General features: G+C 53.7%; 30 protein-coding genes. 4 read left to right on the top strand and 26 right to left on the bottom strand.

Annotation, left to right across the window (positions count from 1 at the left end):
- Positions 1 to 13: 13 nt before the first annotated feature.
- From ptsP to L103DPR2_RS01885, 4 genes are read right to left on the bottom strand one after another with little or no spacing between them, the layout of a single operon-like run.
- Positions 14 to 1,762 carry a phosphoenolpyruvate--protein phosphotransferase gene (ptsP, locus tag L103DPR2_RS01900; RefSeq protein ID WP_055359501.1) on the bottom strand — a complete coding sequence of 583 codons (1,749 nt, stop codon included), beginning with the start codon at positions 1,760 to 1,762 and terminating at the stop codon, positions 14 to 16.
- Positions 1,759 to 2,028, bottom strand: a complete 270-nt coding sequence (locus L103DPR2_RS01895) for an HPr family phosphocarrier protein (RefSeq protein ID WP_055359500.1) — start codon at positions 2,026 to 2,028, stop codon at positions 1,759 to 1,761. The genes ptsP and L103DPR2_RS01895 overlap by 4 nt, the downstream gene beginning before the upstream one ends.
- On the bottom strand, positions 1,997 to 2,440 hold the full coding sequence (locus L103DPR2_RS01890) for a PTS sugar transporter subunit IIA (RefSeq protein ID WP_055359499.1): 444 nt from the start codon (positions 2,438 to 2,440) through the stop codon (positions 1,997 to 1,999). The genes L103DPR2_RS01895 and L103DPR2_RS01890 overlap by 32 nt, the downstream gene beginning before the upstream one ends.
- The gene (locus tag L103DPR2_RS01885; protein ID WP_055359498.1) at positions 2,437 to 3,690 is read right to left on the bottom strand and encodes an MFS transporter; all 1,254 of its coding nucleotides are present in this window, start codon (positions 3,688 to 3,690) and stop codon (positions 2,437 to 2,439) included. The genes L103DPR2_RS01890 and L103DPR2_RS01885 overlap by 4 nt, the downstream gene beginning before the upstream one ends.
- A 78-nt stretch (positions 3,691 to 3,768) precedes the next feature.
- On the opposite strand from L103DPR2_RS01885, the gene L103DPR2_RS01880 reads away from it, so the two are divergent.
- Together L103DPR2_RS01880 and L103DPR2_RS01875 are read left to right on the top strand one after the other, a co-directional pair.
- Positions 3,769 to 5,013, top strand: coding sequence for a CaiB/BaiF CoA transferase family protein (locus tag L103DPR2_RS01880; protein ID WP_055361786.1), 1,245 nt, complete (start codon positions 3,769 to 3,771; stop codon positions 5,011 to 5,013).
- A complete protein-coding gene (locus L103DPR2_RS01875) occupies positions 5,013 to 5,750 on the top strand; it encodes an alpha/beta fold hydrolase (RefSeq protein WP_055359497.1) in 738 nt (245 codons plus the stop codon). Before L103DPR2_RS01880 ends, L103DPR2_RS01875 begins: the two co-directional genes overlap by 1 nt.
- Before the next feature lie 11 nt (positions 5,751 to 5,761).
- Here the strand turns inward: L103DPR2_RS01875 and L103DPR2_RS01870 are convergent, their stop codons facing one another.
- The gene (locus tag L103DPR2_RS01870; RefSeq protein WP_055359496.1) at positions 5,762 to 6,214 is read right to left on the bottom strand and encodes a c-type cytochrome; all 453 of its coding nucleotides are present in this window, start codon (positions 6,212 to 6,214) and stop codon (positions 5,762 to 5,764) included.
- Between the two features lie 88 nt (positions 6,215 to 6,302).
- Here L103DPR2_RS01870 and L103DPR2_RS01865 point away from each other — a divergent pair, with 88 nt between their 5' ends.
- On the top strand, positions 6,303 to 6,974 hold the full coding sequence (locus L103DPR2_RS01865; protein WP_055359495.1) for a cytochrome b/b6 domain-containing protein: 672 nt from the start codon (positions 6,303 to 6,305) through the stop codon (positions 6,972 to 6,974).
- 107 nt (positions 6,975 to 7,081) lie between these two features.
- The gene (locus tag L103DPR2_RS01860; RefSeq protein WP_055359494.1) at positions 7,082 to 7,522 is read left to right on the top strand and encodes a GNAT family N-acetyltransferase; all 441 of its coding nucleotides are present in this window, start codon (positions 7,082 to 7,084) and stop codon (positions 7,520 to 7,522) included.
- Between the two features lie 83 nt (positions 7,523 to 7,605).
- Here the strand turns inward: L103DPR2_RS01860 and L103DPR2_RS01855 are convergent, their stop codons facing one another.
- From L103DPR2_RS01855 to L103DPR2_RS01755, 21 genes are all read right to left on the bottom strand, one after another.
- Complete coding sequence (locus tag L103DPR2_RS01855) at positions 7,606 to 8,112, bottom strand: peroxiredoxin (protein WP_055359493.1); 507 nt, start codon at positions 8,110 to 8,112, stop codon at positions 7,606 to 7,608.
- 137 nt (positions 8,113 to 8,249) lie between these two features.
- A complete protein-coding gene (gene rpsQ / locus L103DPR2_RS01850; RefSeq protein WP_055359492.1) occupies positions 8,250 to 8,519 on the bottom strand; it encodes a 30S ribosomal protein S17 in 270 nt (89 codons plus the stop codon).
- Positions 8,520 to 8,528: 9 nt separating this feature from the next.
- Positions 8,529 to 8,723 carry a 50S ribosomal protein L29 gene (gene rpmC, locus L103DPR2_RS01845; protein WP_055359491.1) on the bottom strand — a complete coding sequence of 65 codons (195 nt, stop codon included), beginning with the start codon at positions 8,721 to 8,723 and terminating at the stop codon, positions 8,529 to 8,531.
- Between the two features lie 16 nt (positions 8,724 to 8,739).
- Positions 8,740 to 9,156, bottom strand: a complete 417-nt coding sequence (rplP, locus tag L103DPR2_RS01840; protein ID WP_055359490.1) for a 50S ribosomal protein L16 — start codon at positions 9,154 to 9,156, stop codon at positions 8,740 to 8,742.
- A gap of 2 nt (positions 9,157 to 9,158) precedes the next feature.
- Complete coding sequence (gene rpsC, locus L103DPR2_RS01835) at positions 9,159 to 10,037, bottom strand: 30S ribosomal protein S3 (RefSeq protein ID WP_055359489.1); 879 nt, start codon at positions 10,035 to 10,037, stop codon at positions 9,159 to 9,161.
- Between the two features lie 16 nt (positions 10,038 to 10,053).
- A complete protein-coding gene (rplV, locus tag L103DPR2_RS01830; protein WP_055359488.1) occupies positions 10,054 to 10,383 on the bottom strand; it encodes a 50S ribosomal protein L22 in 330 nt (109 codons plus the stop codon).
- 9 nt (positions 10,384 to 10,392) lie between these two features.
- On the bottom strand, positions 10,393 to 10,671 hold the full coding sequence (gene rpsS, locus L103DPR2_RS01825) for a 30S ribosomal protein S19 (RefSeq protein WP_055359487.1): 279 nt from the start codon (positions 10,669 to 10,671) through the stop codon (positions 10,393 to 10,395).
- A gap of 10 nt (positions 10,672 to 10,681) precedes the next feature.
- Positions 10,682 to 11,506, bottom strand: a complete 825-nt coding sequence (gene rplB / locus L103DPR2_RS01820; RefSeq protein WP_055359486.1) for a 50S ribosomal protein L2 — start codon at positions 11,504 to 11,506, stop codon at positions 10,682 to 10,684.
- A 2-nt stretch (positions 11,507 to 11,508) separates the two neighbouring features.
- Complete coding sequence (gene rplW / locus L103DPR2_RS01815) at positions 11,509 to 11,823, bottom strand: 50S ribosomal protein L23 (protein ID WP_055359485.1); 315 nt, start codon at positions 11,821 to 11,823, stop codon at positions 11,509 to 11,511.
- A complete protein-coding gene (gene rplD / locus L103DPR2_RS01810) occupies positions 11,820 to 12,440 on the bottom strand; it encodes a 50S ribosomal protein L4 (RefSeq protein WP_055359484.1) in 621 nt (206 codons plus the stop codon). Before rplD ends, rplW begins: the two co-directional genes overlap by 4 nt.
- Positions 12,440 to 13,102 (bottom strand): 50S ribosomal protein L3, encoded by a 663-nt coding sequence (rplC, locus tag L103DPR2_RS01805; RefSeq protein WP_055359483.1) that lies wholly within the window; start codon positions 13,100 to 13,102, stop codon positions 12,440 to 12,442. The genes rplD and rplC overlap by 1 nt, the downstream gene beginning before the upstream one ends.
- 274 nt (positions 13,103 to 13,376) lie before the next feature.
- Complete coding sequence (gene rpsJ, locus L103DPR2_RS01800) at positions 13,377 to 13,691, bottom strand: 30S ribosomal protein S10 (RefSeq protein WP_055359482.1); 315 nt, start codon at positions 13,689 to 13,691, stop codon at positions 13,377 to 13,379.
- A 29-nt stretch (positions 13,692 to 13,720) separates the two neighbouring features.
- Positions 13,721 to 14,911, bottom strand: coding sequence for an elongation factor Tu (gene tuf / locus L103DPR2_RS01795; protein WP_055359481.1), 1,191 nt, complete (start codon positions 14,909 to 14,911; stop codon positions 13,721 to 13,723).
- Positions 14,912 to 15,130: 219 nt separating this feature from the next.
- Positions 15,131 to 17,233 (bottom strand): elongation factor G, encoded by a 2,103-nt coding sequence (gene fusA / locus L103DPR2_RS01790; RefSeq protein WP_055359480.1) that lies wholly within the window; start codon positions 17,231 to 17,233, stop codon positions 15,131 to 15,133.
- Between the two features lie 115 nt (positions 17,234 to 17,348).
- Entirely contained in the window at positions 17,349 to 17,819 is a 471-nt protein-coding gene (gene rpsG / locus L103DPR2_RS01785; RefSeq protein WP_019426275.1) for a 30S ribosomal protein S7, read from the bottom strand.
- Positions 17,820 to 17,973: 154 nt separating this feature from the next.
- The gene (rpsL, locus tag L103DPR2_RS01780; protein WP_017759704.1) at positions 17,974 to 18,351 is read right to left on the bottom strand and encodes a 30S ribosomal protein S12; all 378 of its coding nucleotides are present in this window, start codon (positions 18,349 to 18,351) and stop codon (positions 17,974 to 17,976) included.
- A 152-nt stretch (positions 18,352 to 18,503) separates the two neighbouring features.
- A complete protein-coding gene (locus tag L103DPR2_RS01775) occupies positions 18,504 to 19,703 on the bottom strand; it encodes a D-alanyl-D-alanine carboxypeptidase family protein (protein ID WP_082466846.1) in 1,200 nt (399 codons plus the stop codon).
- A gap of 16 nt (positions 19,704 to 19,719) precedes the next feature.
- Entirely contained in the window at positions 19,720 to 20,364 is a 645-nt protein-coding gene (locus tag L103DPR2_RS01770; protein ID WP_055359479.1) for an alpha/beta hydrolase, read from the bottom strand.
- Positions 20,364 to 20,705 (bottom strand): (2Fe-2S) ferredoxin domain-containing protein, encoded by a 342-nt coding sequence (locus L103DPR2_RS01765; RefSeq protein WP_055359478.1) that lies wholly within the window; start codon positions 20,703 to 20,705, stop codon positions 20,364 to 20,366. The genes L103DPR2_RS01770 and L103DPR2_RS01765 overlap by 1 nt, the downstream gene beginning before the upstream one ends.
- On the bottom strand, positions 20,702 to 21,805 hold the full coding sequence (locus tag L103DPR2_RS01760; protein WP_055359477.1) for a VanZ family protein: 1,104 nt from the start codon (positions 21,803 to 21,805) through the stop codon (positions 20,702 to 20,704). The genes L103DPR2_RS01765 and L103DPR2_RS01760 overlap by 4 nt, the downstream gene beginning before the upstream one ends.
- 5 nt (positions 21,806 to 21,810) lie before the next feature.
- The gene (locus tag L103DPR2_RS01755; RefSeq protein ID WP_055361784.1) at positions 21,811 to 22,239 is read right to left on the bottom strand and encodes a CopD family protein; all 429 of its coding nucleotides are present in this window, start codon (positions 22,237 to 22,239) and stop codon (positions 21,811 to 21,813) included.
- Between the last annotated feature and the right edge of the window lie 44 nt (positions 22,240 to 22,283).

The following is a 22,283-nucleotide window of genomic DNA, read 5'->3' as shown; positions in this document are numbered from 1 at the left end:
TGAAAACTGCGCGTCAAGTTAACAAACTGGCGGGATCTTCCGATGCCAACACTTGCTGTGCCAGTGCTTTGAGTTTCTCGGTGTCTGCGCGCAATATTTGTTGCTTGACCAGCAGCACTTGAGAAGGGTGCATCGAAAAACTGCGCAAGCCCATGCCCAGCAAGAGGCGCGTCAAATTCACATCCCCCGCCATCTCACCGCACACCGACACACTTTTGCCTTGCGCTGCACCTTCGGCAATGGTGTCGGCCACCAAACGCAACACGGCTGGGTGCAATGGGTCGTACAAATGCGCCACGCTTTCATCGGCGCGGTCAATCGCCAAGGTGTATTGAATCAAGTCATTGGTGCCAATGGACAAGAAATCAAAATGCTTTAAGAACAACTTCAAGGACAAAGCGGCCGCCGGAATTTCGATCATCGCGCCCAAGCGCACATGGCCATAAGCAACGCCGCGCGCATCCAAATCAAGTTGCGCTTGCTTGACGAGTGCCATGGTCTGGTGAATTTCACTGGCATGCGCCAGCATGGGCACCAGCAAATTGACTTTGCCCAAAGCGGCTGCGCGCAAAATGGCGCGCAGCTGCGTTAAAAACATTTCAGGATCGGCCAAGCTCCAACGAATGGCGCGCAAACCCAATGCCGGGTTCAAATGCGCTGCGTCATGCCTTGCTTCGTCCAGGGGTTTATCGGCACCCACGTCCACCGTTCGAATGGTGACTGGCAAGCCTTGCATGCCTTCCACGGCTCGTCGGTATTGTTGAAACTGCTCTTCTTCACCTGGCAAATCACCTTGCCGGCCCATGAACAAAAACTCGCTTCTAAAAAGACCGACACCCACAGCGCCCACTCTGATCGCGGTGTCGGCGTCTTCTGGCATTTCAATGTTGGCCAGCAATTCAATTTTTTGACCGTCCAAGGTCACGGCGGGCGTGTGACGCAATCGGGTGAGGCGCTCGCGTTCTAGATCGCCTTGACGTTGCTTGAAACCGTACTCCGCCAAGATGATGGGAGAGGGGTCCACAATGACCACGCCCATGTCGCCATCGATGATGATCCAATCGTCTTGTCGAATGAGTTGGCTGGCACTGCGTGCACCCACTACCGCCGGGATGTCGAGGCTGCGCGCCACGATGGCGGTGTGTGAGGTTTTACCGCCCACATCCGTCACAAAACCCGTGAACACACTCTGTTTGAACTGAAGCATGTCGGCTGGCGACAAGTCGTGTGCCACCAACACCAAGGGGACATCCATGGTGTCACCCAACTGCAACTCTTGCTGCGGCCTTGCCTGAGGTTTGGTTCTGACAACAGGCGATGTTCCGCCTTTGAGGAAATGTAAGACGCGTTCCGTGACTTGTTCGAGGTCTGATTTGCGCTCGCGCAAATAAGCATCTTCCATTTCATCGAACTGGCGGCCAATCACTTCCATTTGGCTGGTGACAGCCCATTCCGCGTTGTACAGCCGGTTCTCAATCCAGTGCCTCACGCCCAAGGACAAACTCTCGTCCTCTAACAACATCAAGTGCACATCGAGCAAGGCGCCCAGCTCTGGCGGCGCATCGTCGGTTAAATCTTTTTGCAGACGCTTGAGTTCTTCGACCACCGCATCGCGCGCTTGACGCAAACGGTCAATTTCAGCTTCAACTTGCGAGGGTTGAATGAAATAGTGGGCAACGTCGACGCGGCTGGAAGCCACCAGCACCGCACGCCCAATGGCAATGCCTCTGGCAACCGCCAAGCCATGAATGCTGAAGGTCATTCACCCTCACCAAATTTATCGGCAATCAAGGCCAGCATCGCATCGAGCGCCTCTTGGGCTTGCTCGCCATCGGTGTCAATGACCACTTCGCTTCCAATGCCTGCGGCCAGCATCATCACGCCCATGATGCTCTTGGCATTGACGCGGCGCTCGCCTTTGGCCATCCAAACTTCACATGGAAAACTACCCGCCAACTTGGTCAGCTTGGCAGAAGCTCGGGCATGCAAGCCCAACTTATTGCTGATGGTCGTCGTAGCTTGGGGCATGTCGTGGTCCTGATTGATTTTGAGGGGCAGTGCAACCTACGGGAATGATGCCTTGCGCGCCACCGGCCTGCGCGCGCGTTGCCAAAGCATCTAATGATTCATGTCGATAACAGACGCTGCGCAACAGCATCGGCAAATTCACGCCAGCCAGCAAACGCGTGTCGATGCCGTCATTGAGTTTTTGCGCCACATTGGAAGGCGTCGCACCAAAGACGTCACTCAACATCAAAACTTCGGTGGTGTTGAGCTTTGACAGGGCAGCTTTGGCCAAAAGCAAGCTCTCATCAGGGCTTGCATTGGGCAAGATGTCCAGCGCCTGTACACCCAGCGCACACTCTGGGTAAACATGCAAAGCGCAATCGCGCAAGGCCGAAGCCAAAGGCGCATGGGCGATGATGAGAATTCCAATCATGCTGAATTATCGCGGTTTGCCCAGTGAAAATAAACATAGGACAAAACCGCACATAAACCAAACACAGTAAAAGCGGCCTGGAAAGCCAAAACAGGTGGCCAGCCCAGTGACTTGAAGAAGTCAATGCCAAAACCAATGCCCCATTGCACCACAAAGACCCCTACGAAAATGACCAAGTTGTAGGCCGAGAGTGCACGGCCCGCCAAATGCGACGGAAAGGCCATGCCGACGGCAGGCTGCGCCAAAGCCACAAAAGTACTGGTCACACAAAACAAGGCCAGGGCTGCTGCAGAAGCGCCACCCAGATCTGGACCGAACCAAATCACACCGAACAGCACCGCAAAACTGAGCGGCTGACCCCATGCAATCAATTTGTTGGCGCTGATACCGCGCTTGGCCAAGCGCGGCGTGATCAGGCCCCAGATCCAGAAAGTCACCAGCATGCTCAAGTTGATGGCAAACAATCCAGTCGCTGCGGAAAGCGGTGTGTAGCCGCCCACCACCGTCATCCAAGGACCTGCCCACAGGGTTTGAACCGCCAACATGCCCGCATAACAAAAGAACCCCACAGGCGCCATGCGCCAAAAATAGGCGTTGCGCCAAACAGGTCCATAGCCGGTCTCTTCTGTTGCAGTTGGGTCTTGCGATGCCTTTTGCGTTTCCCAAACAGGCACCACCTTGTAAATGAGAACCATGGCCAGCACCACCAAGACTGCCAAGCCTGCAAAGATTGCGCGCCACCCTGTGACGGGCATCAACCACTGCACAGGCAAGGTGGATGACAACATGCCCAAAGAGCCTGTCATCAACATCCATGAGTTGGCGCGCAACTGAGAACCCGCATCCATCCACCTGCGGTAACCTGTCAAAGGCGCCATCAAACAAGCACTGACGCCCACACCACACAAAAAGCGCGCCAACCACAGACCCACAAAACTTTGTGCCATGGCAAATGCGGCGCAACCTAATACCGCCACGATCAAGAAACACAAAATGACAGTTTTAGGGCCGTACCGGTCCAACCACTTGCCCAAGGGCAACTGCGTTGCCGAAAAGCCTAAAAAATAACCACCGGCCAACAGACCCAAGTCTTGGGCGGACAATGACAACTCTTGCGTCAGGGCTGGCGACAAGGTCGCCGTGATGGCGCGCATCAAGGTGGACAAAAAATACGCAAATGCAAAGACCAAGAAGACCCCCACCATTTGTCGCTGCGCCAGCATGGGGCTTGGGGTTTGACGCTCGGTCATGACACGCTTTCAAAAAATTCTTGCATGTGCTCATTATCGGTGCATGCATGCATGCAAATTTTTCGCGACAATGACGCCATGAATTCACTTGACGGCATCCGCATTCTCGACCTGTCCCGCGTGCTCGCGGGCCCATGGTGCACCCAAACTTTGGCCGACCTTGGCGCCGACGTGATCAAAATTGAGCGCCCAGGCGCCGGTGACGACACGCGCAGTTGGGGCCCACCTTTTCTCAAAGACGCCGATGGCAAAGACACGCCCGAAGCCGCATATTATTTAGGAACCAACAGAAATAAGCGCTCACTGACCTGTGATATTGCCCAAGCCGATGGACAAGCGCTCATCCGCGAATTGGTCACCCACTGCGATGTCTTCATTGAAAACTTCAAAGTGGGCGACATGGCCCGCTATGGTTTGGACTACGAGAGTTTGAAGGTCCTCAATCCCAAGTTGGTTTACTGTAGCGTCACCGGATTTGGACAGACCGGGCCCTACCGCGAGCGGGCTGGATACGACTACGCGGTTCAAGGCATCGGGGGCTTGATGAGCGTCACGGGCGAGCGAGATGACCTGGGGGGTGGCCCCCAAAAAGTAGGTGTCGCTGTGGCCGACTTGTTCACAGGCATGTACGCCACCGTTGGCATTCTGGCCGCGCTCAGGCACGCCGAAAAAACCGGCGAAGGTCAGTACGTGGACATGGCCTTGCTCGATACCCAAGTGGCCATGTTGGCCAATTTAGGTGCCAATTATTTGGTCAGCGGCAAGACCCCTGGTCGCGCAGGCAACGCACACCAAAACATCGTGCCTTATCAAGTATTTGAAGTGAAGGCTCCCACACACGCAGCAGCAGGCAGCCGCGACCATCTGATTCTGGCTGTGGGCAATGATGGTCAATATGCCAAATTTTGTGATGTCGCAGGCCACCCCGAATTGGCCAGCGATGTGCGTTTTGCCAAGAACACCGATCGGGTCAAAAACCGCGCCATCTTGGTCCCCCTGCTTGAACAGATCATGTTGACCCGCACCAAAGCCGACTGGCTGTCTGCGCTCGAGGCAGCCAAGGTGCCCTGTGGTGCCATCAACAATTTATCGGAGGTGTTCGCCGACCCTCAAGTGGCTGCGCGCAACATGGTGAGTACTTGGCAGCACCCTCATCAAAAGGATTTGAAGTTGGTGGCCAGCCCACTCAAGCTCAGCCGAACGCCCGTCAGGCAAGACCATGTGCCACCCCAGCTGGGACAGCACACCTCGCAATTGCTGAAAGAAGTTTTGGGTTACAGCTCAGCGCAAATTGAACAACTGAAAAACAAAGGTGTGATCTGATGGCCCAGTATTTATTGGTTCATGGCGCTTGGCATGGTGCTTGGTGCTGGCGCCATGTCACAGAAGCTTTGATCCGTGCAGGTCACAGCGCACACGCCATCACCCTCACGGGCTTGGGTGAACGCTCCCACCTTTTGCACCGTGGCATTGATTTGGAAACGCACATCCAAGATGTTTTACAGGCCCTAGACGCCGAAGAAATGAACGATGCCATTTTGGTCGTTCACTCCTATGCAGGCATGTTGGGCACCGCTGTGGCCGATCGGCGAGCGCATCGTCTGAAGCACTTGGTTTACTTGGATGCTGTGGTTCCCAAGCCCGGCGAAACTTGGAGCAGCACCCATGCCAGCGCCACACAAAAAGCCAGAATTGAAGCAGCCGCAGAGAGCATCGACAACAGCTTCCCACCACCCGATGCTTCTGTGTTTGGCCTCAGCGCGGATGACTATGAATGGGTGCAACGTCGACAAACATCTCACCCAGGCGGCACTTACCAACACGTTTTGAATTTCGATCCTGCACGTGTTGCAAGTGTTCCCAGAACGTTCATCAATTGCACCGTGCCACCCTTGGCAACCATTGATGCCGTGCGACGTCGCGTGGTCGATCCTCTGTTTTGGGATGGCCAGTGGCTGCCCAACTCTCAAGTGGTTGAAATGAAAACGGGGCACGATCCCATGATCAGTGCCCCGCAAGAGTTGACAGCGCTGCTACTTCGCTGCGCCAATCAAAGCTGAGGATTCAAGCGTCAGTCTTTTCGGAAGTTGTCGTGGCAGCCTTTGCAAGTTGCTGCAGCAGGACCAAAGGCTGTTTTCAAGGCATCGGCGTTACCGGTTTTGGCGGCAGCAGCCACCTTGGTCAGCTCAGCTTGCATCTTGTCCGCAGCTTCTTTGAACTTGGCGCTGTCTTTCCAAATTTCTGGCTTGGCGCGCGTCTCACCTTTGTCGCTGCCTTCTGGGAAAGCAGCCCAAGGCAACTTGGACATGGCAGCCGCAATGTCGGCATTTTCGGCAGCGGCTTTGGCATCGTAAGGCACTCTGCCTGCGGCCATGGCACCGACACGGCCGAAATGAGCCCCCATGACGGTGAAGGATGCTTTGCGATATTTGATGGCGTCTTCAGGTTTCGCAAATTGAGCGGCGGCTGGCAAAGCCAACATGAGGGCCAGCAATGCCGAAGCAACAGTGACAAGTTTTTTCATAAGTATTCCATTGAAGGTGAGGGTGCTTTACAGTTTCGCATGTTTTTGAATTTTCTGCAGATCGCCCAAAGCCCATGAAAGTATCACCATGAATGCCATCCGAGTTTGGGATTTGCCCACCCGCCTTTTCCACTGGACCCTCGCATTGTTGGTCCTTGTGTTGGTCATCACCGGCAACGTCGGGGGCAATGCCATGGTCTGGCACTTTCGCTGTGGCTATGCTGTTTTAAGTCTGTTGTTGTTCAGATTGCTCTGGGGCTTTGTGGGCGGCCATTGGTCTAGATGGCGACAGTTGTCGTGCACGCCCTCCGCATTGCGCCAGTATTTTTCTGCGCAGAGCAGCCAACAACGCTACCTGGGACACAACCCCATCGGCTCACTTTCTGTCATCGCCTTGATGAGCTTGCTCTTGCTGCAAGTCGCAACAGGCTTGTTCAGTGATGATGAAATTGCAAATGCCGGACCCTTGACCGTTTGGGTGTCTGAAAGCATCGTGTCCATGACCACTCAATGGCACAAAGGCTTTGGCAAGGGTTTTGTCCTGTTGTTGATCGCCATCCACGTGGGTGCCATTCTTTGGTACTTCGTCAAAAAGAAAGAAAACCTCAGCCGTGCCATGCTGTGGGGCGACAAATCATCTGAGTCACCGGCCACTGCTTCGTTGGATCGACCCCTCGATTGGCTAAAAGCGTTGCTCTGCCTTGCACTGGTTGCAGCCTTGGTATTTGTCCTGATCAACGCAGTGCCCTCCAGCCTGTAGGACTGGGCATTTCAACGCTAAACTTGAATTTCGTTACGCACCGAACTCACTTGTCAGAACTTCCTTCACCCGCCGTTGAGATTGTTTCGCCTCAAACTCTTGAAGAGATGGCCACTGTTCGGCACATCTTTACGGAGTATGCACAGTCACTCAATGTGGATTTGTGTTTTCAAGACTTTGAAGCCGAACTGCAACAGCTACCAGGCGAGTACGCAGCGCCGCGAGGTGCTTTGCTTTTGGCCATGGTCGATGGCGAAGTGGCGGGGTGCTGCGCATTAAGACCGCTCGATTCGGCCGATTCACCCAATGCGTCTGAAATGAAACGCTTGTATGTGCGGCCCGCATTTCGCCGCTTGGGTTTAGGACGCCAACTGGCAGAAGCCATTTTGGATGCAGCGCGTCAATGCGGTTACAGCTGTGTGCTGCTGGACACCTTGGATGAAATGGAGACAGCGCGTGCTTTGTACGAAGACTTGGGATTTGAAGAAATCCCGCCGTACTATCACAACCCATTGCCAGGTGCGCACTATCTCAAAGTGATGCTTTGAGTTGAAGCACACAGCATGCGCCGGCAGGTGCAATGCTGTGTCTTCAGTTGGCCCCTTGGGAGAGCCTGATGCCTGATCGGCAATCAGCCTTTGACTTGAGCCAACATGGTGTCAGCGTCGCTGACTTCAAATTTGCCTGGGCCTTCAATGTTCAAGCTGGCAACTTTGCCATCTTTGACCAACATGGAATAACGGTTGCTGCGCAGACCCATGCCGCGCGCTGTCAGGTCCAAGGTCAGGCCAGTGGCTTTGGTGAAGTCTGCACTGCCGTCACCCATCATGCGCACTTTGCCTGTGCTCTTTTGTTCACGTCCCCATGCACCCATGACGAATGCATCGTTCACGCTGACACACCAGATTTCGTCAACGCCAGCGGCTTTCAACGCATCGTATTGCGCCACATAACCGGGGACGTGTTTGGCAGAGCAGGTGGGCGTGAAAGCGCCTGGCAATGCAAACAATGCAATGGTTTTACCAGCAGATGCTTTTGCCACATCGACTGGGTTGGGGCCAATGCTGCAACCGTTGCCTTCAACTTCAACAAATTCTGTCAATGTCACTGCAGGAAGTGTGTCGCCAACTTTGATCATGGTGTGTCCTTTAATCTTGGATGAGTGAATGGGTGTGAGTGCCTGTTCGTACGAGCAGAAATATACTCAGACGAAAAAAAACGACCCACAATTGTGAGTCGTTTTTTGAAGGTTTGCTGAGAATAAGCAGATTAAGCTTAAACCGCTGCAGCCTTTTCAACCAAACGGGTTGCAACCCAGTTTTTGGTTTTGGAAATTGGCTTGCTCTCGGTGATCTCGATCACGTCGCCCAAACCAAATTGTCCAGTTTCGTCATGTGCGTGGTACTTGCTTGATTTGGCAACAATCTTGCCGTACAAAGCATGCTTCACGCGACGCTCCACCAACACCGTTACGGTTTTGGCGCGTTTGTCGCTGACCACCTTGCCGATCAAGGTGCGCTTGAGGGATGTTTTAGCTTCCGTCATGGTCACTCCTTATTTGGCGGCTTGCTTTTCAGCAAGGATGGTTTTGGCACGAGCGATGCTGCGGCGAGTTTCGCGCAGTTGGTTCGTGTTGCCGAGTTGCTGAGTGGCTTTTTGCATGCGCAAGTTGAAATGGGCCTTTTGCAAGTCCTTGATTTCTTTTGCCAGTCCAGCTTCGTCTTGGGTGCGCAGTTCAGTTGTGTTCATTGTGAGTTCTCCTGAATTACTGGCCAATCATGCGAGCGACAAACGTCGTGCGCAAGGGCAGTTTGGCTGCGGCCAATTTAAACGCTTCACGGGCCAATTGCTCTGGCACGCCAACGATTTCATACAACACCTTACCGGGCTGAATCTCAGCCACGTAGTACTCGGGGTTGCCCTTACCGTTACCCATACGAACCTCTGCAGGTTTAGTAGAGATTGGCTTGTCGGGGAACACACGAATCCAGATACGGCCGCCACGCTTCACGTGACGTGAAATTGCACGACGTGCAGCTTCGATCTGACGGGCCGTCAAACGGCCGCGGTCGGTGGACTTCAAACCGAAATCACCAAACGCAACCGTGTTGCCACGGGTTGCGACGCCGGTGTTGCGGCCCTTTTGTTCCTTACGGAACTTTCTGCGAGCGGGTTGCAGCATGTTTACTCTCCTTTGGCACCGTCAGCTGCTGCAGCTGGCGCGGCTACTTTACGTACGCGCTTAACGGTGGGTTTGACATCACCACCTGCTTCGGCGGGCTTGTCGCTGCCGTCAACAGGTGCTGTGTTGGTACCGCCAGCACGACGGGGCGCACCGCGAGCAGGCCGGTCACCCGGACGTGCATCACGACGCGGGCCACGTGGGCGACGCTCTTCTTCTTGACGGGGTTCAGCCAAAGCGGGTGCATCGTTGCGACCCAGGTTGTCACCCTTGTAGACCCAGACCTTCACACCGATCACACCGTAGGTGGTCTTGGCTTCAGAAGTACCGTAGTCAATGTCAGCGCGCAGAGTGTGCAAAGGCACGCGGCCTTCACGGTACCACTCAGTACGTGCGATCTCGATACCGTTCAAACGGCCAGCAGACATGATCTTGATGCCGAGGGCACCCAGACGCATGGCGTTTTGCATGGCGCGCTTCATGGCGCGGCGGAACATGATCCGCTTTTCGAGCTGTTGTGTGATGCTGTCAGCAATCAGTTGCGCATCGATTTCGGGCTTGCGCACTTCTTCGATGTTCACTGCGACTGGCACGCCCAAACGAGCTGCGAGTTCTTTTTTCAAGCTCTCGATGTCTTCGCCTTTTTTGCCGATCACAACACCAGGACGAGCCGAGAAAATTGTGATGCGTGCGTTTTTAGCTGGACGCTCGATGAGGACGCGTGCAACCGCAGCGTTCTTCAACTTGGCCTTGAGGTATTCACGAACCTTGATGTCTTCGGCCAACATGCCGGCGAAATCACGGTTGCTTGCGTACCAACGGCTTGCCCAATTGCGGCTGACCGCAAGGCGGAAGCCGGTAGGATGGATTTTTTGTCCCATATTCTTCCTAGGCCTTTCAGTTGCCAACCGTCACATACACGTGGCATGTGGGCTTGCTGATACGGTTGCCACGGCCTTTGGCGCGGGCGGTGAAACGCTTGAGTGTGGCGCCTTGTTCGACGTAGATGGTTTTCACCTTCAACTCGTCGATATCAGCACCGTCGTTGTGTTCAGCGTTGGCGATAGCGGACTCCAAAACCTTCTTCACGATACCAGCAGCTTTTTTCTGCGTGAATGTGAGGATGTTCAAAGCTTGATCCACTTTTTTGCCGCGAATCAAATCGGCGACCAGGCGGCCTTTATCGACCGACAAACGGACGCCCCTGAGGACTGCACGTGTTTCCATGGTCTTTCCTTATTTCTTCTGGACTTTTTTGTCCGCTGGATGACCCTTGAATGTCCGGGTCAAAGCGAATTCACCCAGCTTGTGGCCAACCATTTGGTCAGTCACATAAACAGGCACGTGTTGTTTGCCGTTGTGCACAGCAATGGTCAAACCGATGAAATCGGGCAAGACCATAGAACGACGTGACCATGTTTTGATGGGCTTCTTGTCTTTCGTTGCAACGGCTTTTTCAACCTTGGCAACGAGGTGATGGTCAACAAATGGACCTTTTTTAAGTGAGCGAGTCATTGGCTACCCTTTACTTCTTGCGACGCGACACGATCATGACCTGCGTGCGCTTGTTGTTACGGGTACGGTAGCCCTTAGTCAGGTTACCCCATGGGTCAACTGCATGACGGCCTTCACCGGTACGACCTTCGCCACCACCGTGTGGGTGGTCAACAGGGTTCATTGCCACACCGCGGACGGTAGGACGAATACCCATCCAACGCTTCACACCGGCTTTGCCCAACTGGCGCAAGCTGTGTTCTTCGTTGGCGACTTCACCAATCGTTGCACGGCAATCGATGTGAATCTTGCGAACTTCACCGGAACGCATACGCACTTGAGCGTAGATGCCTTCGCGGGCCAACAATGTGGCAGAAGTACCAGCAGAGCGAGCGATTTGAGCGCCGGCACCTGGTTTCAATTCGATGCAGTGAATGGTTGAACCCACTGGAATGTTGCGGATGGGCAATGTATTGCCTGCACGAATCGGGGCTTCCGAACCGGACAACAATGTTGCGCCAACTTCCAAACCACGAGGTGCAATGATGTAACGACGCTCACCGTCTGCATAGCAGACCAACGCAATGTGCGCTGTACGGTTTGGATCGTACTCAATGCGTTCCACTTTGGCTGGAATTGCATCTTTGTTACGTTTGAAGTCAACAACACGGTAGTGATGTTTGTGACCACCACCCTTGTGACGGGTTGTGATGTGACCGTTGTTGTTGCGACCCGATTTTTGATGCTGTGCTTCTAGCAAAGGCGCATAGGCCTCGCCTTTGTACAGGTGATCGCGAGTCACCTTCACCACGCCACGTTGGCCTGGTGAGGTTGGTTTGAGTTTAATGACTGCCATGATTAAGCGGCCTCCCCTGAGAGGTTCAGCTCTTGACCTGGCATCAAGGTGACATAAGCCTTGCGAACGTTGTCGCGACGGCCCACAGTCTTGCCAAAACGCTTGGTCTTGCCTTTGGTGTTCACCACAGACACGCCCTTAACTTCCACCTTGAACATCAACTGCACAGCAGCTTTAATTTCAGGCTTGGTAGCGTCCTGCAGCACTTTGAATGTGACAGCGTTTGATTTTTCTGCAACCATGGTGGCCTTCTCGGACACGATGGGGGCAACCAACACAGCCATCAGACGACCTTCGTCAAACTTTTGTGTGCTCATGCGAACATCTCCTTGAGTTTGTCGACAGCGCCTTTGGTCACGAGCACTTTCTTGAAGTGCACCAAAGACACGGGGTCGGCGTAACGGGGCTCAACAATCAGGACATTGACCAGATTGCGAGAAGCCAAGTACAGGTTTTCATCAACTTCGTCGGCAATGACCAAGACGGAGTCGAGGTTCATGGCTTTCAATTTGGCAGCCAACTGCTTGGTTTTGGGAGACTCAACCTTGAGGGAGTCCACCACAGCCAAGCGGCCTTCGCGAGCCAACTGAGAGAAGATCGAAGCCATACCAGCGCGGTACATCTTCTTGTTGATCTTCTGTGTGAAGTTCTCGTCGGGCATGTTCGGGAAAATACGACCACCGCCGCGCCACAAAGGCGAAGAAGTCATGCCAGCACGTGCACGGCCAGTACCTTTTTGTTTAAAGGGCTTCTTGGTTGAGTGGTGAACTTGTTCACGGTCTTTTTGAGCGCGGGTGCCTTGACGGGCATTGGCTTGATAAGCCACCACGATCTGGTGAATCAGGTCTTCGTTGTATTCACGACCGAACACGGTTTCTGGCGCTTCGAATTTAGAAGCGGCTTGACCTTGGTCGTTCAGGAGTTCGAGCTGCATCAGTTCGCTCCTTTAGCTTTGATAGCGGGACGCACAGTCACGAAGCCGCCTTTGGAACCAGGGATTGCACCTTTGATCAGGAGCAAGCCACGGACTTCATCTACGCGCACGACGTCGAGGTTCTGGGTTGTGCATGTGACATCACCGAGGTGACCTGACATGCGCTTACCTGGGAACACGCGACCTGGGTCTTGCGCCATAGAAATGGAGCCGGGCACGTTGTGCGAACGGCTGTTACCGTGCGACGCGCGCTGCGACTTGAAGTTGTGACGCTTGATGGTGCCCGCGAAGCCTTTACCAATGGATGTGCCTTGCACGTCCACTTTTTGGCCCACAGCAAACACTGTTGCAGGCACAGCAGCGCCAGCGGCGTACTGAGCTGCTGTATCAGCAGTCACTTTGAATTCTTGAATGATTTCACCGGCTTCAACGCCTGCTTTCGCAAGGTGGCCAGCAATTGGCTTGGTCACGCGCGATGCTTTGCGTGAGCCGAACGTTACCTGAAGGGCAACGTAGCCATCGTTCTCTTGGGTTTTCACCTGGGTCACGCGGTTGTTTGAAACATCTACCACTGTGACAGGCACTGCGTCCCCATCATCAGTGAACAGACGCATCATGCCCACCTTGCGGCCCAGCAACCCTAAGGAGTTGCTAAGACTCATGTTTTTTTCTCCAAAACTTCCACCCCAGCGACTTCAATTGGCCCCTGGGTTTGACCTAGAAAACTCTAGGCTTGATATGAAAGAAGGTTAATGTAAATCTCAACCCAAAATGGGCTGAGCCTCGAATTATAGCCGCGTGCCATGCAAGATGGCAAGCGTTTTCAAATTCAAGTCTTTTTGGGGCTTTTTCAGACCCCGAAGAGGACGTTGCTCACCTGGTTTTCCGGGCTGGCAACGCCTCAACTGTCTTGTCAATTGCAGTAATTAAAACTAATTATTGCAATTTGATTTCGACGTCCACGCCAGCTGGCAGGTCCAACTTCATCAATGCGTCCACAGTTTTATCTGTAGGGTCAACGATGTCCATCAGACGCTGGTGCGTACGGATTTCGAACTGGTCACGGCTGGTCTTGTTGACGTGTGGTGAACGCAGAATGTCAAAACGCTTCATGCGTGTTGGCAATGGCACGGGGCCCTTGACAATCGCGCCGGTGCGCTTGGCAGTGTCTACGATCTCAGCAGCAGACTGGTCGATCAATTTGTAGTCAAACGCTTTGAGGCGAATGCGGATTTTTTGTTTAGCTGACATGCGTGTGCTCCAAACTTAGGCTTAATGAATTAAGCGATGATTTTGGCAACAACGCCAGCGCCCACAGTGCGGCCGCCTTCGCGGATCGCAAAACGCAGACCTTCTTCCATGGCGATCGGGTTGATCAACTTCACAGTGATCGACACGTTGTCACCAGGCATCACCATCTCTTTGCCTTCTGGCAATTCGATCGCGCCTGTCACGTCAGTCGTACGGAAGTAGAACTGAGGACGGTAGTTGTTGAAGAAGGGCGTGTGACGGCCACCTTCGTCTTTAGACAAGACATAGATCTCGCCTGTGAAGTGTGTGTGGGGCTTGATAGAACCGGGCTTGCACAGCACTTGGCCGCGCTGCACGTCTTCGCGCTTTGTACCGCGGAGCAAAATACCCACGTTGTCACCCGCTTGACCTTGGTCCAGCAACTTGCGGAACATCTCAACGCCTGTACAAGTGGTTTTTTGCGTGTCAGCAATACCAACGATCTCGATCTCTTCACCAACCTTGATGATGCCGCGCTCGATACGGCCTGTCACCACAGTGCCGCGACCAGAGATGGAGAACACGTCTTCCACTGGCATCAAGAAAGAGCCGTCCACTGCGCGGTCAGGCGTAGGGATGTAAGAGTCCAAAGCGGCTGCCAACTTCATGATGGCTTCTTCGCCCAAAGGACCCTTGTCGCCTTCCAAAGCCAGCTTGGCTGAGCCTTGAATGATCGGTGTGTCGTCGCCTGGGAAGTCGTACTTGGACAACAACTCGCGAACTTCCATTTCCACCAACTCGAGCAACTCGGCGTCGTCCACCATGTCGCACTTGTTCAAGAAAACGATGATGTAAGGCACGCCCACTTGGCGAGCAAGCAGGATGTGCTCACGTGTCTGGGGCATGGGGCCGTCAGCAGCAGAGCAGACCAAAATAGCGCCGTCCATCTGAGCAGCACCTGTAATCATGTTCTTCACATAGTCAGCGTGGCCTGGGCAGTCAACGTGTGCGTAGTGACGGTTTTCTGTCTCGTACTCAACGTGCGCTGTGTTAATCGTAATACCGCGAGCCTTCTCTTCAGGGGCTGCATCAATTTGGTCGTACGCTTTAGCAGCGCCGCCGAACTTGGCTGCCAACACGGTGGTGATCGCAGCTGTCAATGTTGTTTTGCCGTGGTCAACGTGACCAATGGTGCCAACGTTCACGTGCGGTTTTGTCCGCTCAAATTTCTCTTTTGCCATTTCAATTCTCCAAAGAACAAAGCCCGTGTTGTGGTTTTATGTTTGCATCCAATTGCTTGTTCACACCGCACGGGCACAGCGTGGCACTGGATCGCAGACAGGTTAAAAAATTAGCTGGGGACAGAGCAAAACGCTTTGCATTTTGATCAGTCCCGCAAACATTTATACGGTTGAGGACAGAGCAAACTGCTTCGCAGCTTGATCAGTCCCGCAAACTAATTATTTTGCCCTTGAAGCAACAATCGCCTCTGCAACGTTACGGGGAGCTTCAGCGTAGTGCTTGAATTCCATCGTGTACGTGGCGCGGCCTTGTGACATCGAGCGCAATGTGGTGGAGTAGCCGAACATTTCAGACAGTGGTACTTCAGCTTTAATGGCTTTGCCACCGCCGACCATGTCGTCCATGCCTTGAACCATGCCGCGGCGTGAGGACAAGTCGCCCATCACGTTACCAGCGTAGTCTTCAGGTGTTTCAACTTCAACCGCCATCATGGGTTCCAAAATGACGGGATTGGCTTTACGGCAACCTTCTTTGAAACCAAAGATCGCGGCCATTTTGAACGCCAATTCATTGGAGTCAACGTCGTGGTATGAACCGAAGTGCAATGTCACCTTCACGTCCACAACGGGGTAGCCCGCCAACACGCCTTGGCCCAGAGCTTCTTGAATGCCTTTTTCAACGGCAGGGATGTATTCGCGAGGAACCACACCGCCCTTGATGGCGTCCACAAACTCAAAGCCCTTGCCAGCTTCTTGAGGTTCAATTTTCAGAACCACGTGACCGTATTGACCTTTACCGCCTGATTGACGAACGAATTTGCCTTCGGCTTCTTCAACAGACTTGCGAATGGTTTCACGGTAAGCCACCTGGGGCTTGCCGACGTTGGCTTCCACGCCAAATTCGCGCTTCATGCGGTCAACAATAATTTCGAGGTGCAACTCGCCCTGACCACCAATGATGGTCTGGCCAGATTCTTCGTCGGTTTGCACGCGGAAAGATGGATCTTCTGCGGCCAAACGTGACAAAGCCATGCCCATCTTTTCTTGGTCAGCTTTGGACTTGGGTTCGACAGCCTGACGAATCACGGAGTCGGGGAACACCATGCGCTCCAAAGTGATGATGGAGTTGGGATCGCACAAAGTTTCGCCAGTGGTGACGTCTTTCAAACCCACGCAAGCAGCGATGTCGCCGGCGCGAATTTCGTCAACCTCTTCACGGTTGTTGGCGTGCATTTGCACGATACGACCGATACGCTCTTTCTTGCCGCGCACAGAGTTGTACACGGTGTCGCCCTTTTTCAGAACGCCAGAGTAAACACGCACGAAAGTGAGCTGGCCCACGAAGGGGTCGGTCATCAATTTGAATGCCAATGCAGAGAACTTCTCTTCGTCGTCGGCCTTGCGTGTCACTTCTTTCTCGTCTTCGTCAAAACCTTTGATGGCTTTCACGTCGAGAGGAGAAGGCATCAATTCCAACACGGCGTCCAGCATGCGCTGCACGCCTTTGTTCTTGAAGGCGGTGCCGCACAACATGGGTTGAATTTCGCCATTGATGGTGCGAATGCGCAAACCAGCTGTGATTTCTTCTTCAGTCAAGTCACCTTCTTCGAGGTACTTGTTCATGAACTCTTCAGAGGCCTCAGCAGCAGCTTCGACCATCTTCTCGCGCCACTCTTTGGCCAATTCGACCAAGTTCGCAGGAATTTCTTCAAAGGTGAACTTCATGCCTTGAGAGGCTTCGTCCCAAATGATGGCCTTCATTTTGCGAAGGTCGACCACACCGGTGAAGTTTTCTTCAGCGCCGATGGGGATGACGATTGGCACGGGGTTGGCCTTCAAGCGCGTCTTCATTTGGTCGACCACTTTGAAGAAGTTGGCACCGGTACGGTCCATCTTGTTCACGAAGGCCAAACGAGGCACTTTGTACTTGTTAGCTTGACGCCACACAGTTTCAGACTGGGGCTGCACGCCGCCCACAGCACAGTAAACCATGCAAGCACCGTCGAGCACGCGCATGGAACGCTCAACTTCAATGGTGAAGTCAACGTGGCCAGGGGTGTCAATGATGTTGATGCGGTGGTCGGGGAATGAACCGTCCATACCGCGCCAGAAGCAGGTGGTGGCAGCAGAAGTGATCGTGATACCACGCTCTTGCTCTTGTTCCATCCAGTCCATGGTGGCGGCGCCATCATGCACTTCACCAATTTTGTGGTTCACACCGGTGTAATAAAGAATGCGCTCGGTGGTGGTGGTTTTACCCGCGTCAATGTGAGCGGAAATACCGATGTTGCGATAGCGCTCGATGGGAGTATTGCGAGCCATGATCAACCTCTTGGAATTCAGTTAAAACAAAAAATGCAAATGCCCTGCAGGGTCTCTACAGGGCTTTGCGGTCGGTTGGCAGCGCAGCACGAGGCTGCGCGACAACCTCCGGGATTTAGAAGCGGAAGTGTGAGAAGGCCTTGTTGGCTTCAGCCATGCGGTGCACTTCATCACGCTTTTTCATCGCGCCGCCGCGACCTTCATTGGCCTCGAGCAACTCGTTGGCCAAGCGCAAAGCCATGGATTTTTCACCACGCTTACGGGCCGCTTCTTTGATCCAACGCATGGACAAAGCCAAGCGACGGACAGGGCGAACTTCGACGGGCACCTGGTAGTTGGCACCACCCACGCGGCGGGATTTAACTTCCACCATGGGCTTGACGTTGTTGATGGCGATTGAGAAAAGTTCAACAGGGTCTTTGCCTGTTTTCTTTTCCATGTTTTCCAAGGCACCATAAATGATGCGCTCGGCAACCGCTTTTTTGCCGCCTTCCATGATCACATTCATGAATTTGGAAAGTTCGACATTACCGAACTTGGGATCCGGCAGGATTTCACGTTTAGGGACTTCACGACGACGTGGCATATTTCACCTCTTTGCTTCAGTTGATGGCTGGACGTCCGATCCAGACACCCTGCAAATTCATCTTGAATTTGCACTTACTCGACTCCAACATGGAGTCACTTCGTTGAACGGGCTCGTCTAAAAACCTGAACAACACCTTTTTTTGAAAGCTAACTTAAGCTTTCTTCGGGCGCTTAGCGCCATATTTAGAACGCGATTGCTTGCGGTCTTTCACGCCTTGCAAGTCGAGTGAACCGCGCACAATGTGATAACGCACACCTGGCAAGTCTTTCACACGACCACCACGTACCAACACCACGGAGTGTTCCTGCAAGTTGTGGCCTTCACCACCGATGTAGGAGATCACCTCGAAGCCGTTGGTCAAGCGCACTTTGGCAACTTTACGCAGAGCGGAGTTAGGTTTTTTAGGCGTCGTGGTGTACACACGGGTGCACACACCGCGGCGCTGCGGAGAGTTTTGCATCGCAGGGCTTTTTGACTTGGTCTTTTCGACCTCGCGCCCCTGACGCACCAATTGATTGATGGTTGGCATTTAAAAAACGTCCCTAAACGTTTGGAATGAACAAAAAAATCTTCTCCGCCCCAAATGCGGAAAAGCCTTCTAGTATAACGTTGGAAAAGGGCTTGCGCAAAAATTTCTATCAGGCAAGTATTAGCAGTTAAGTTTGCAAGTACCAACTTTTCTCATTTGATCCACAAACGCAAAGCATCCCAAGCACGGCCCAGCACGCCAGCCTGTTCAACGGTGTCTAAAGCTTGCAAAGGCATGTCGACCCAAAGCTGTTCACCACGGTAAATTTGAAGACTTCCGATCGCTTGCCCCCTGATGACGGGCGCCACCAAAGGCTCAGGTCGGACCAATTGAGTTTTGATTTGGGATGCAGTGCCCGTGGGGACCGCCACCACCAGCGCATCAGAGCGCCCCAATTTGACCGTGGCAGCCTTGCCCTTCCAAATGGCCGGTGTGGCAACGGCTTGTCCCGGTTCAAACAACTTGACCGCATCAAAAGCGGTGTAACCCCAGTTCAACAGTTTTTGAGCTTCGTTGGCGCGCGCAATTTCGCTGTTGGCGCCCAGCACAATGGCCATCAAACGACGTGGCCCCAGATTGGGAAACTCTCGCTTGGCGGTGGCCACCAAGCAATAACCTGCCGCATCGGTGTGACCCGTTTTCAGGCCATCGACTGTCGGATCTTTGAAAAGCAACAAGTTACGATTGCTGTCATTGGCTGCCGGGGTGCCGGGATAGCGGTATTTTTTGATGGCATAGGTGCCCATGTATTCAGGGAAGTCACGCATCAAACGCGTGGCAAGGGTGCCGAGATCGCGCGCCGTGGTGGTTTGTCCGGCTTCTGTCTGGCCCTCCGGGTTTTTGTAGCTGGTATTTTTCATGCCGAGTACTTTGGCTTGATCGTTCATCATCTGCACAAAGCGCTCTACCGTACCGCCCACCCCTTCAGCCAACGCCACAGTGGCATCGTTGCCCGACTGAACCACCATGCCTTTGATCAAATCTTCAACAGGCACCTTCATTTTGGGATCAATGAACATGCGTGAGCCAGGCATCTTCGATGCGCGCTCACTGACGGGCAGGCTTTGCTTCAGGTCGATCTTTTTCGACTTCAGCGCATCAAACACCAAATAAGCACTCATGAGTTTGGTCAAGGACGCCGGCTCAACGGGCATGTCCAACTCACGCGAAGCCAAAATTTGATTGGCCGTGACGTCGAGCAACAGGTAGGCCCGCGCGGCAACCTCTGGCGGTTCTGGCGCAGATTGGGCTTGAACATGGAGCGAAGGCAACGCCCACAGCAAAAGTGTTGCAGCCCAACATACAACGCCGCGACAGACCTCGCGACGAGAGGCTTTGAAGAGAGAGCGCATGCTGCCCGTTGTCATTTCAAGCACGCAAGTGGCGACTGACCAAGGATCGAAGCAAAGGCAATTGCCCGTGGAAAAAGTGTTCAACACCAGGAATCACGGTCACAGGCAATGACTGGGGCCGGGCCCAATCCATCACGCTTGCCAAAGGCACGGTGTCGTCGACTTCACCATGAACCACCAAGGTTTTGTCATGCAGCTCTGGCAGAACTGGGGCCACCTGAAAGCGAGAAGCCGCTGTGCCGACCAGCACCAGTTTTTGCAGTTGCCCTGTGGGTGCCAATTTCGCAGCCACATGGCTGGTGACATAGGCCCCAAATGAAAAGCCCGCCAGTGCCAAGCCACTGGACTCAGCGCCTGGATTTTGACTTTGAGTTTGCGCAATGACCGACAACATGTCATCGAGCTCGCCACGGCCTTCGTCGTACACGCCCGCACTGTCACCAACACCCCGAAAATTAAAGCGAATGGCGCGCCAGCCATTTTGAACAAACGCTTTGGCCAAGGTTTGGACCACCTTGTTTTGCATCGTGCCGCCAAACAAAGGGTGAGGATGGGCAATGACCGCAACGCCTTTGAATGCACCCTCCACAGGCTCGTCCTGAAGACCTTCCAACAGGCCGACTGGCCCTTGAAACTGCACGGATTGCGTGGCTGTGTTCATCAGCGTCCCACGTCGGGCGGTGTCACCAAGCGCTGCACAACTTGGCCGTTCTTCAAATGGCTGTCGACAATTTCATCAATGTCCGAATTGTCCACAAAGCTGTACCACGTGCCTTCGGGATAAACCACGGCCACGGGTCCGCCTGCACATCGATCTAAACAGCCCGCCTTGTTGACGCGTACTTTGCCCGCGCCAGCCAAGCCCAAATCCTTGACACGGGATTTGCAATGGTCAAAAGCGGCTTGGGCACCTTGCAAAGCACAACAGGCTTCGCCATTCTTTCTTTCGTTCAAACAGAAAAAAATATGGCGCTCGTAGTAGGGGGGGGTGTTTTCACTCATTCGCTCATTTTAGAGGGGAGAGATGAGGACAGGCGGCGCATTAAATAGACCAATAAAACGAAAGGCCAAAGCCAACCCATCCACTGGATCAAGCCGTGAAAACGTATAAATTGACCTTGCTCCCAGTTTTGCAAAGTCAATGCAAAGTAAGCACTGGCTGACGCATTGTTCAGCATGGTCAGTTGCAATACCAAACCCACCAACGCCATCACTTGCAATGGTTTTTCACGGACCCACATCAAAGGCAAGGCCAAGAGGGCCGCCAGCGCCAAGCCCAATTGAACCGGTGGATTGACCCACCCCCATGCATGCGCAGGCCCATAAGTCAGGGCAGCAGACAAAGCAGTGAAAGCCAAACCCGCAGCGACCAAGAGGGCCCATGCGATGGCTTTTTGATGCACATGTCGAATCAAACTGAATGCCAACATGCAGGGCAACAACTGACCCAAGCTGACACACAAGACTTCATAAACAGGCAGCAGTGGTTGCAACTCCACTTCGCGAACTGGCAACCAATCAAGCCAAGGGGTGTCTTGCAACCACAGGGCCAGCGCATCTTCTGTGCGCTCCAAAATTTGACCCAAGCCTAAAGGGACAGGCGCCGGAAATAACAAGGCCACTGGCCACAAAGCCAGCAGCACCAAGGCGCCTCTGGCGTCTGAATGAAACCAATTGGCGCGAAAACGACTCCATCGGTCCAAAAAGCCAAATCGCTCCAAGGTCCAAGCCAAAGATGCGCCTATCAAGGTGCCCAAAGTGTTGAGCTCCCAATCGACATTGGAGGGCACGCGCGCTGGCAAGAAAAGTTGCAATGACTCAAGGGCAAGCGACAGCAAGGAACCCGCCATGACGGTGATCGTGACGGCAGGTAAATGTCGGGCACTGCGCCTGAGTGCCAACACACCGATGAACCCCAAAGGTGCATAGCCAAGCACATTGGCCAACACGTCAAAGCCGGTCCAGTAGCGAGGCCAAGGGGCCAACAAAAAGGCGGTCCAATCGACCCCTTGCGAGCGCCAGTTGTCGAAAGGGTAAAGACTGGCGTAGACGATCAGTGCGGCGTAAATACCGGCCAAGGGCCAAGCCGCGGTCTTTTGCATAGCCCTTAAAACGGCTTCACAACCACAAAGATCACAACCGCCACCAACATCAAAACGGGCGCTTCATTGAACCAGCGGAACCAAACATGGCTGTGGGTATTTTGGTTCGCCTCAAACTTTTTCAACAGTCCGCCACACATGTGGTGATAGCCCACCACCAAAAGCACCACGGCCAATTTGGCGTGCATCCATGCATTGCCGGGGCCCCACCCAATGCCAATGCCCCACCAAAGCCAAACACCCAGCGCAATGGCGGGCACAGACAACAAGGTGGTAAATCGGAGCAGCTTGCGGGCCATGAGCAAGAGTCGCTCACGCTCAGCCACGGAATCTTCTGGCACCATGGCCAAATTGACAAAGATGCGCGGCAAGTAAAACAAGCCAGCAAACCAGCTGGCCACGAAGACGATGTGAAAGGCTTTTATCCAGAGCATGGGGCAAGTGTAGCGCTGAGGCTTGTTTTTGAACAAGCGCGGCA

It is taken from the genome of Limnohabitans sp. 103DPR2, assembly GCF_001412575.1.
In the GTDB taxonomy this organism is placed as follows: Bacteria; Pseudomonadota; Gammaproteobacteria; order Burkholderiales; family Burkholderiaceae_C; genus Limnohabitans_A.
Note: the sequence above shows the minus strand (reverse complement) of the source record. Positions and strands in the feature narration are given on the sequence as shown.

Coding starts and splice junctions, on each gene's coding strand:
- L103DPR2_RS01860 (WP_055359494.1), top strand. CDS start 7,082: ATGGCCACTGTTCGGCACATCTTTACGGAGTATGCACAGTCACTCAAT.
- rplB (WP_055359486.1), bottom strand. CDS start 11,506: ATGGCAGTCATTAAACTCAAACCAACCTCACCAGGCCAACGTGGCGTG.
- L103DPR2_RS01775 (WP_082466846.1), bottom strand. CDS start 19,703: ATGCGCTCTCTCTTCAAAGCCTCTCGTCGCGAGGTCTGTCGCGGCGTT.
- L103DPR2_RS01895 (WP_055359500.1), bottom strand. CDS start 2,028: ATGCCCCAAGCTACGACGACCATCAGCAATAAGTTGGGCTTGCATGCC.
- rplW (WP_055359485.1), bottom strand. CDS start 11,823: ATGAGCACACAAAAGTTTGACGAAGGTCGTCTGATGGCTGTGTTGGTT.
- rpsS (WP_055359487.1), bottom strand. CDS start 10,671: ATGACTCGCTCACTTAAAAAAGGTCCATTTGTTGACCATCACCTCGTT.
- rpsQ (WP_055359492.1), bottom strand. CDS start 8,519: ATGACGGAAGCTAAAACATCCCTCAAGCGCACCTTGATCGGCAAGGTG.
- L103DPR2_RS01880 (WP_055361786.1), top strand. CDS start 3,769: ATGAATTCACTTGACGGCATCCGCATTCTCGACCTGTCCCGCGTGCTC.
- L103DPR2_RS01870 (WP_055359496.1), bottom strand. CDS start 6,214: ATGAAAAAACTTGTCACTGTTGCTTCGGCATTGCTGGCCCTCATGTTG.
- L103DPR2_RS01890 (WP_055359499.1), bottom strand. CDS start 2,440: ATGATTGGAATTCTCATCATCGCCCATGCGCCTTTGGCTTCGGCCTTG.
- L103DPR2_RS01755 (WP_055361784.1), bottom strand. CDS start 22,239: ATGCTCTGGATAAAAGCCTTTCACATCGTCTTCGTGGCCAGCTGGTTT.
- fusA (WP_055359480.1), bottom strand. CDS start 17,233: ATGGCTCGCAATACTCCCATCGAGCGCTATCGCAACATCGGTATTTCC.
- L103DPR2_RS01865 (WP_055359495.1), top strand. CDS start 6,303: ATGAATGCCATCCGAGTTTGGGATTTGCCCACCCGCCTTTTCCACTGG.
- L103DPR2_RS01885 (WP_055359498.1), bottom strand. CDS start 3,690: ATGACCGAGCGTCAAACCCCAAGCCCCATGCTGGCGCAGCGACAAATG.
- ptsP (WP_055359501.1), bottom strand. CDS start 1,762: ATGACCTTCAGCATTCATGGCTTGGCGGTTGCCAGAGGCATTGCCATT.
- rplC (WP_055359483.1), bottom strand. CDS start 13,102: ATGAGTCTTAGCAACTCCTTAGGGTTGCTGGGCCGCAAGGTGGGCATG.
- tuf (WP_055359481.1), bottom strand. CDS start 14,911: ATGGCAAAAGAGAAATTTGAGCGGACAAAACCGCACGTGAACGTTGGC.
- rpsL (WP_017759704.1), bottom strand. CDS start 18,351: ATGCCAACCATCAATCAATTGGTGCGTCAGGGGCGCGAGGTCGAAAAG.
- rpsJ (WP_055359482.1), bottom strand. CDS start 13,691: ATGTCAGCTAAACAAAAAATCCGCATTCGCCTCAAAGCGTTTGACTAC.
- rplP (WP_055359490.1), bottom strand. CDS start 9,156: ATGCTGCAACCCGCTCGCAGAAAGTTCCGTAAGGAACAAAAGGGCCGC.
- L103DPR2_RS01875 (WP_055359497.1), top strand. CDS start 5,013: ATGGCCCAGTATTTATTGGTTCATGGCGCTTGGCATGGTGCTTGGTGC.
- L103DPR2_RS01855 (WP_055359493.1), bottom strand. CDS start 8,112: ATGATCAAAGTTGGCGACACACTTCCTGCAGTGACATTGACAGAATTT.
- rplV (WP_055359488.1), bottom strand. CDS start 10,383: ATGGAAACACGTGCAGTCCTCAGGGGCGTCCGTTTGTCGGTCGATAAA.
- rpsC (WP_055359489.1), bottom strand. CDS start 10,037: ATGGGACAAAAAATCCATCCTACCGGCTTCCGCCTTGCGGTCAGCCGC.
- rpmC (WP_055359491.1), bottom strand. CDS start 8,723: ATGAACACAACTGAACTGCGCACCCAAGACGAAGCTGGACTGGCAAAA.
- L103DPR2_RS01760 (WP_055359477.1), bottom strand. CDS start 21,805: ATGCAAAAGACCGCGGCTTGGCCCTTGGCCGGTATTTACGCCGCACTG.
- rpsG (WP_019426275.1), bottom strand. CDS start 17,819: ATGCCACGTCGTCGTGAAGTCCCTAAACGTGAAATCCTGCCGGATCCC.
- rplD (WP_055359484.1), bottom strand. CDS start 12,440: ATGCAGCTCGAACTCCTGAACGACCAAGGTCAAGCCGCTTCTAAATTC.
- L103DPR2_RS01765 (WP_055359478.1), bottom strand. CDS start 20,705: ATGAGTGAAAACACCCCCCCCTACTACGAGCGCCATATTTTTTTCTGT.
- L103DPR2_RS01770 (WP_055359479.1), bottom strand. CDS start 20,364: ATGAACACAGCCACGCAATCCGTGCAGTTTCAAGGGCCAGTCGGCCTG.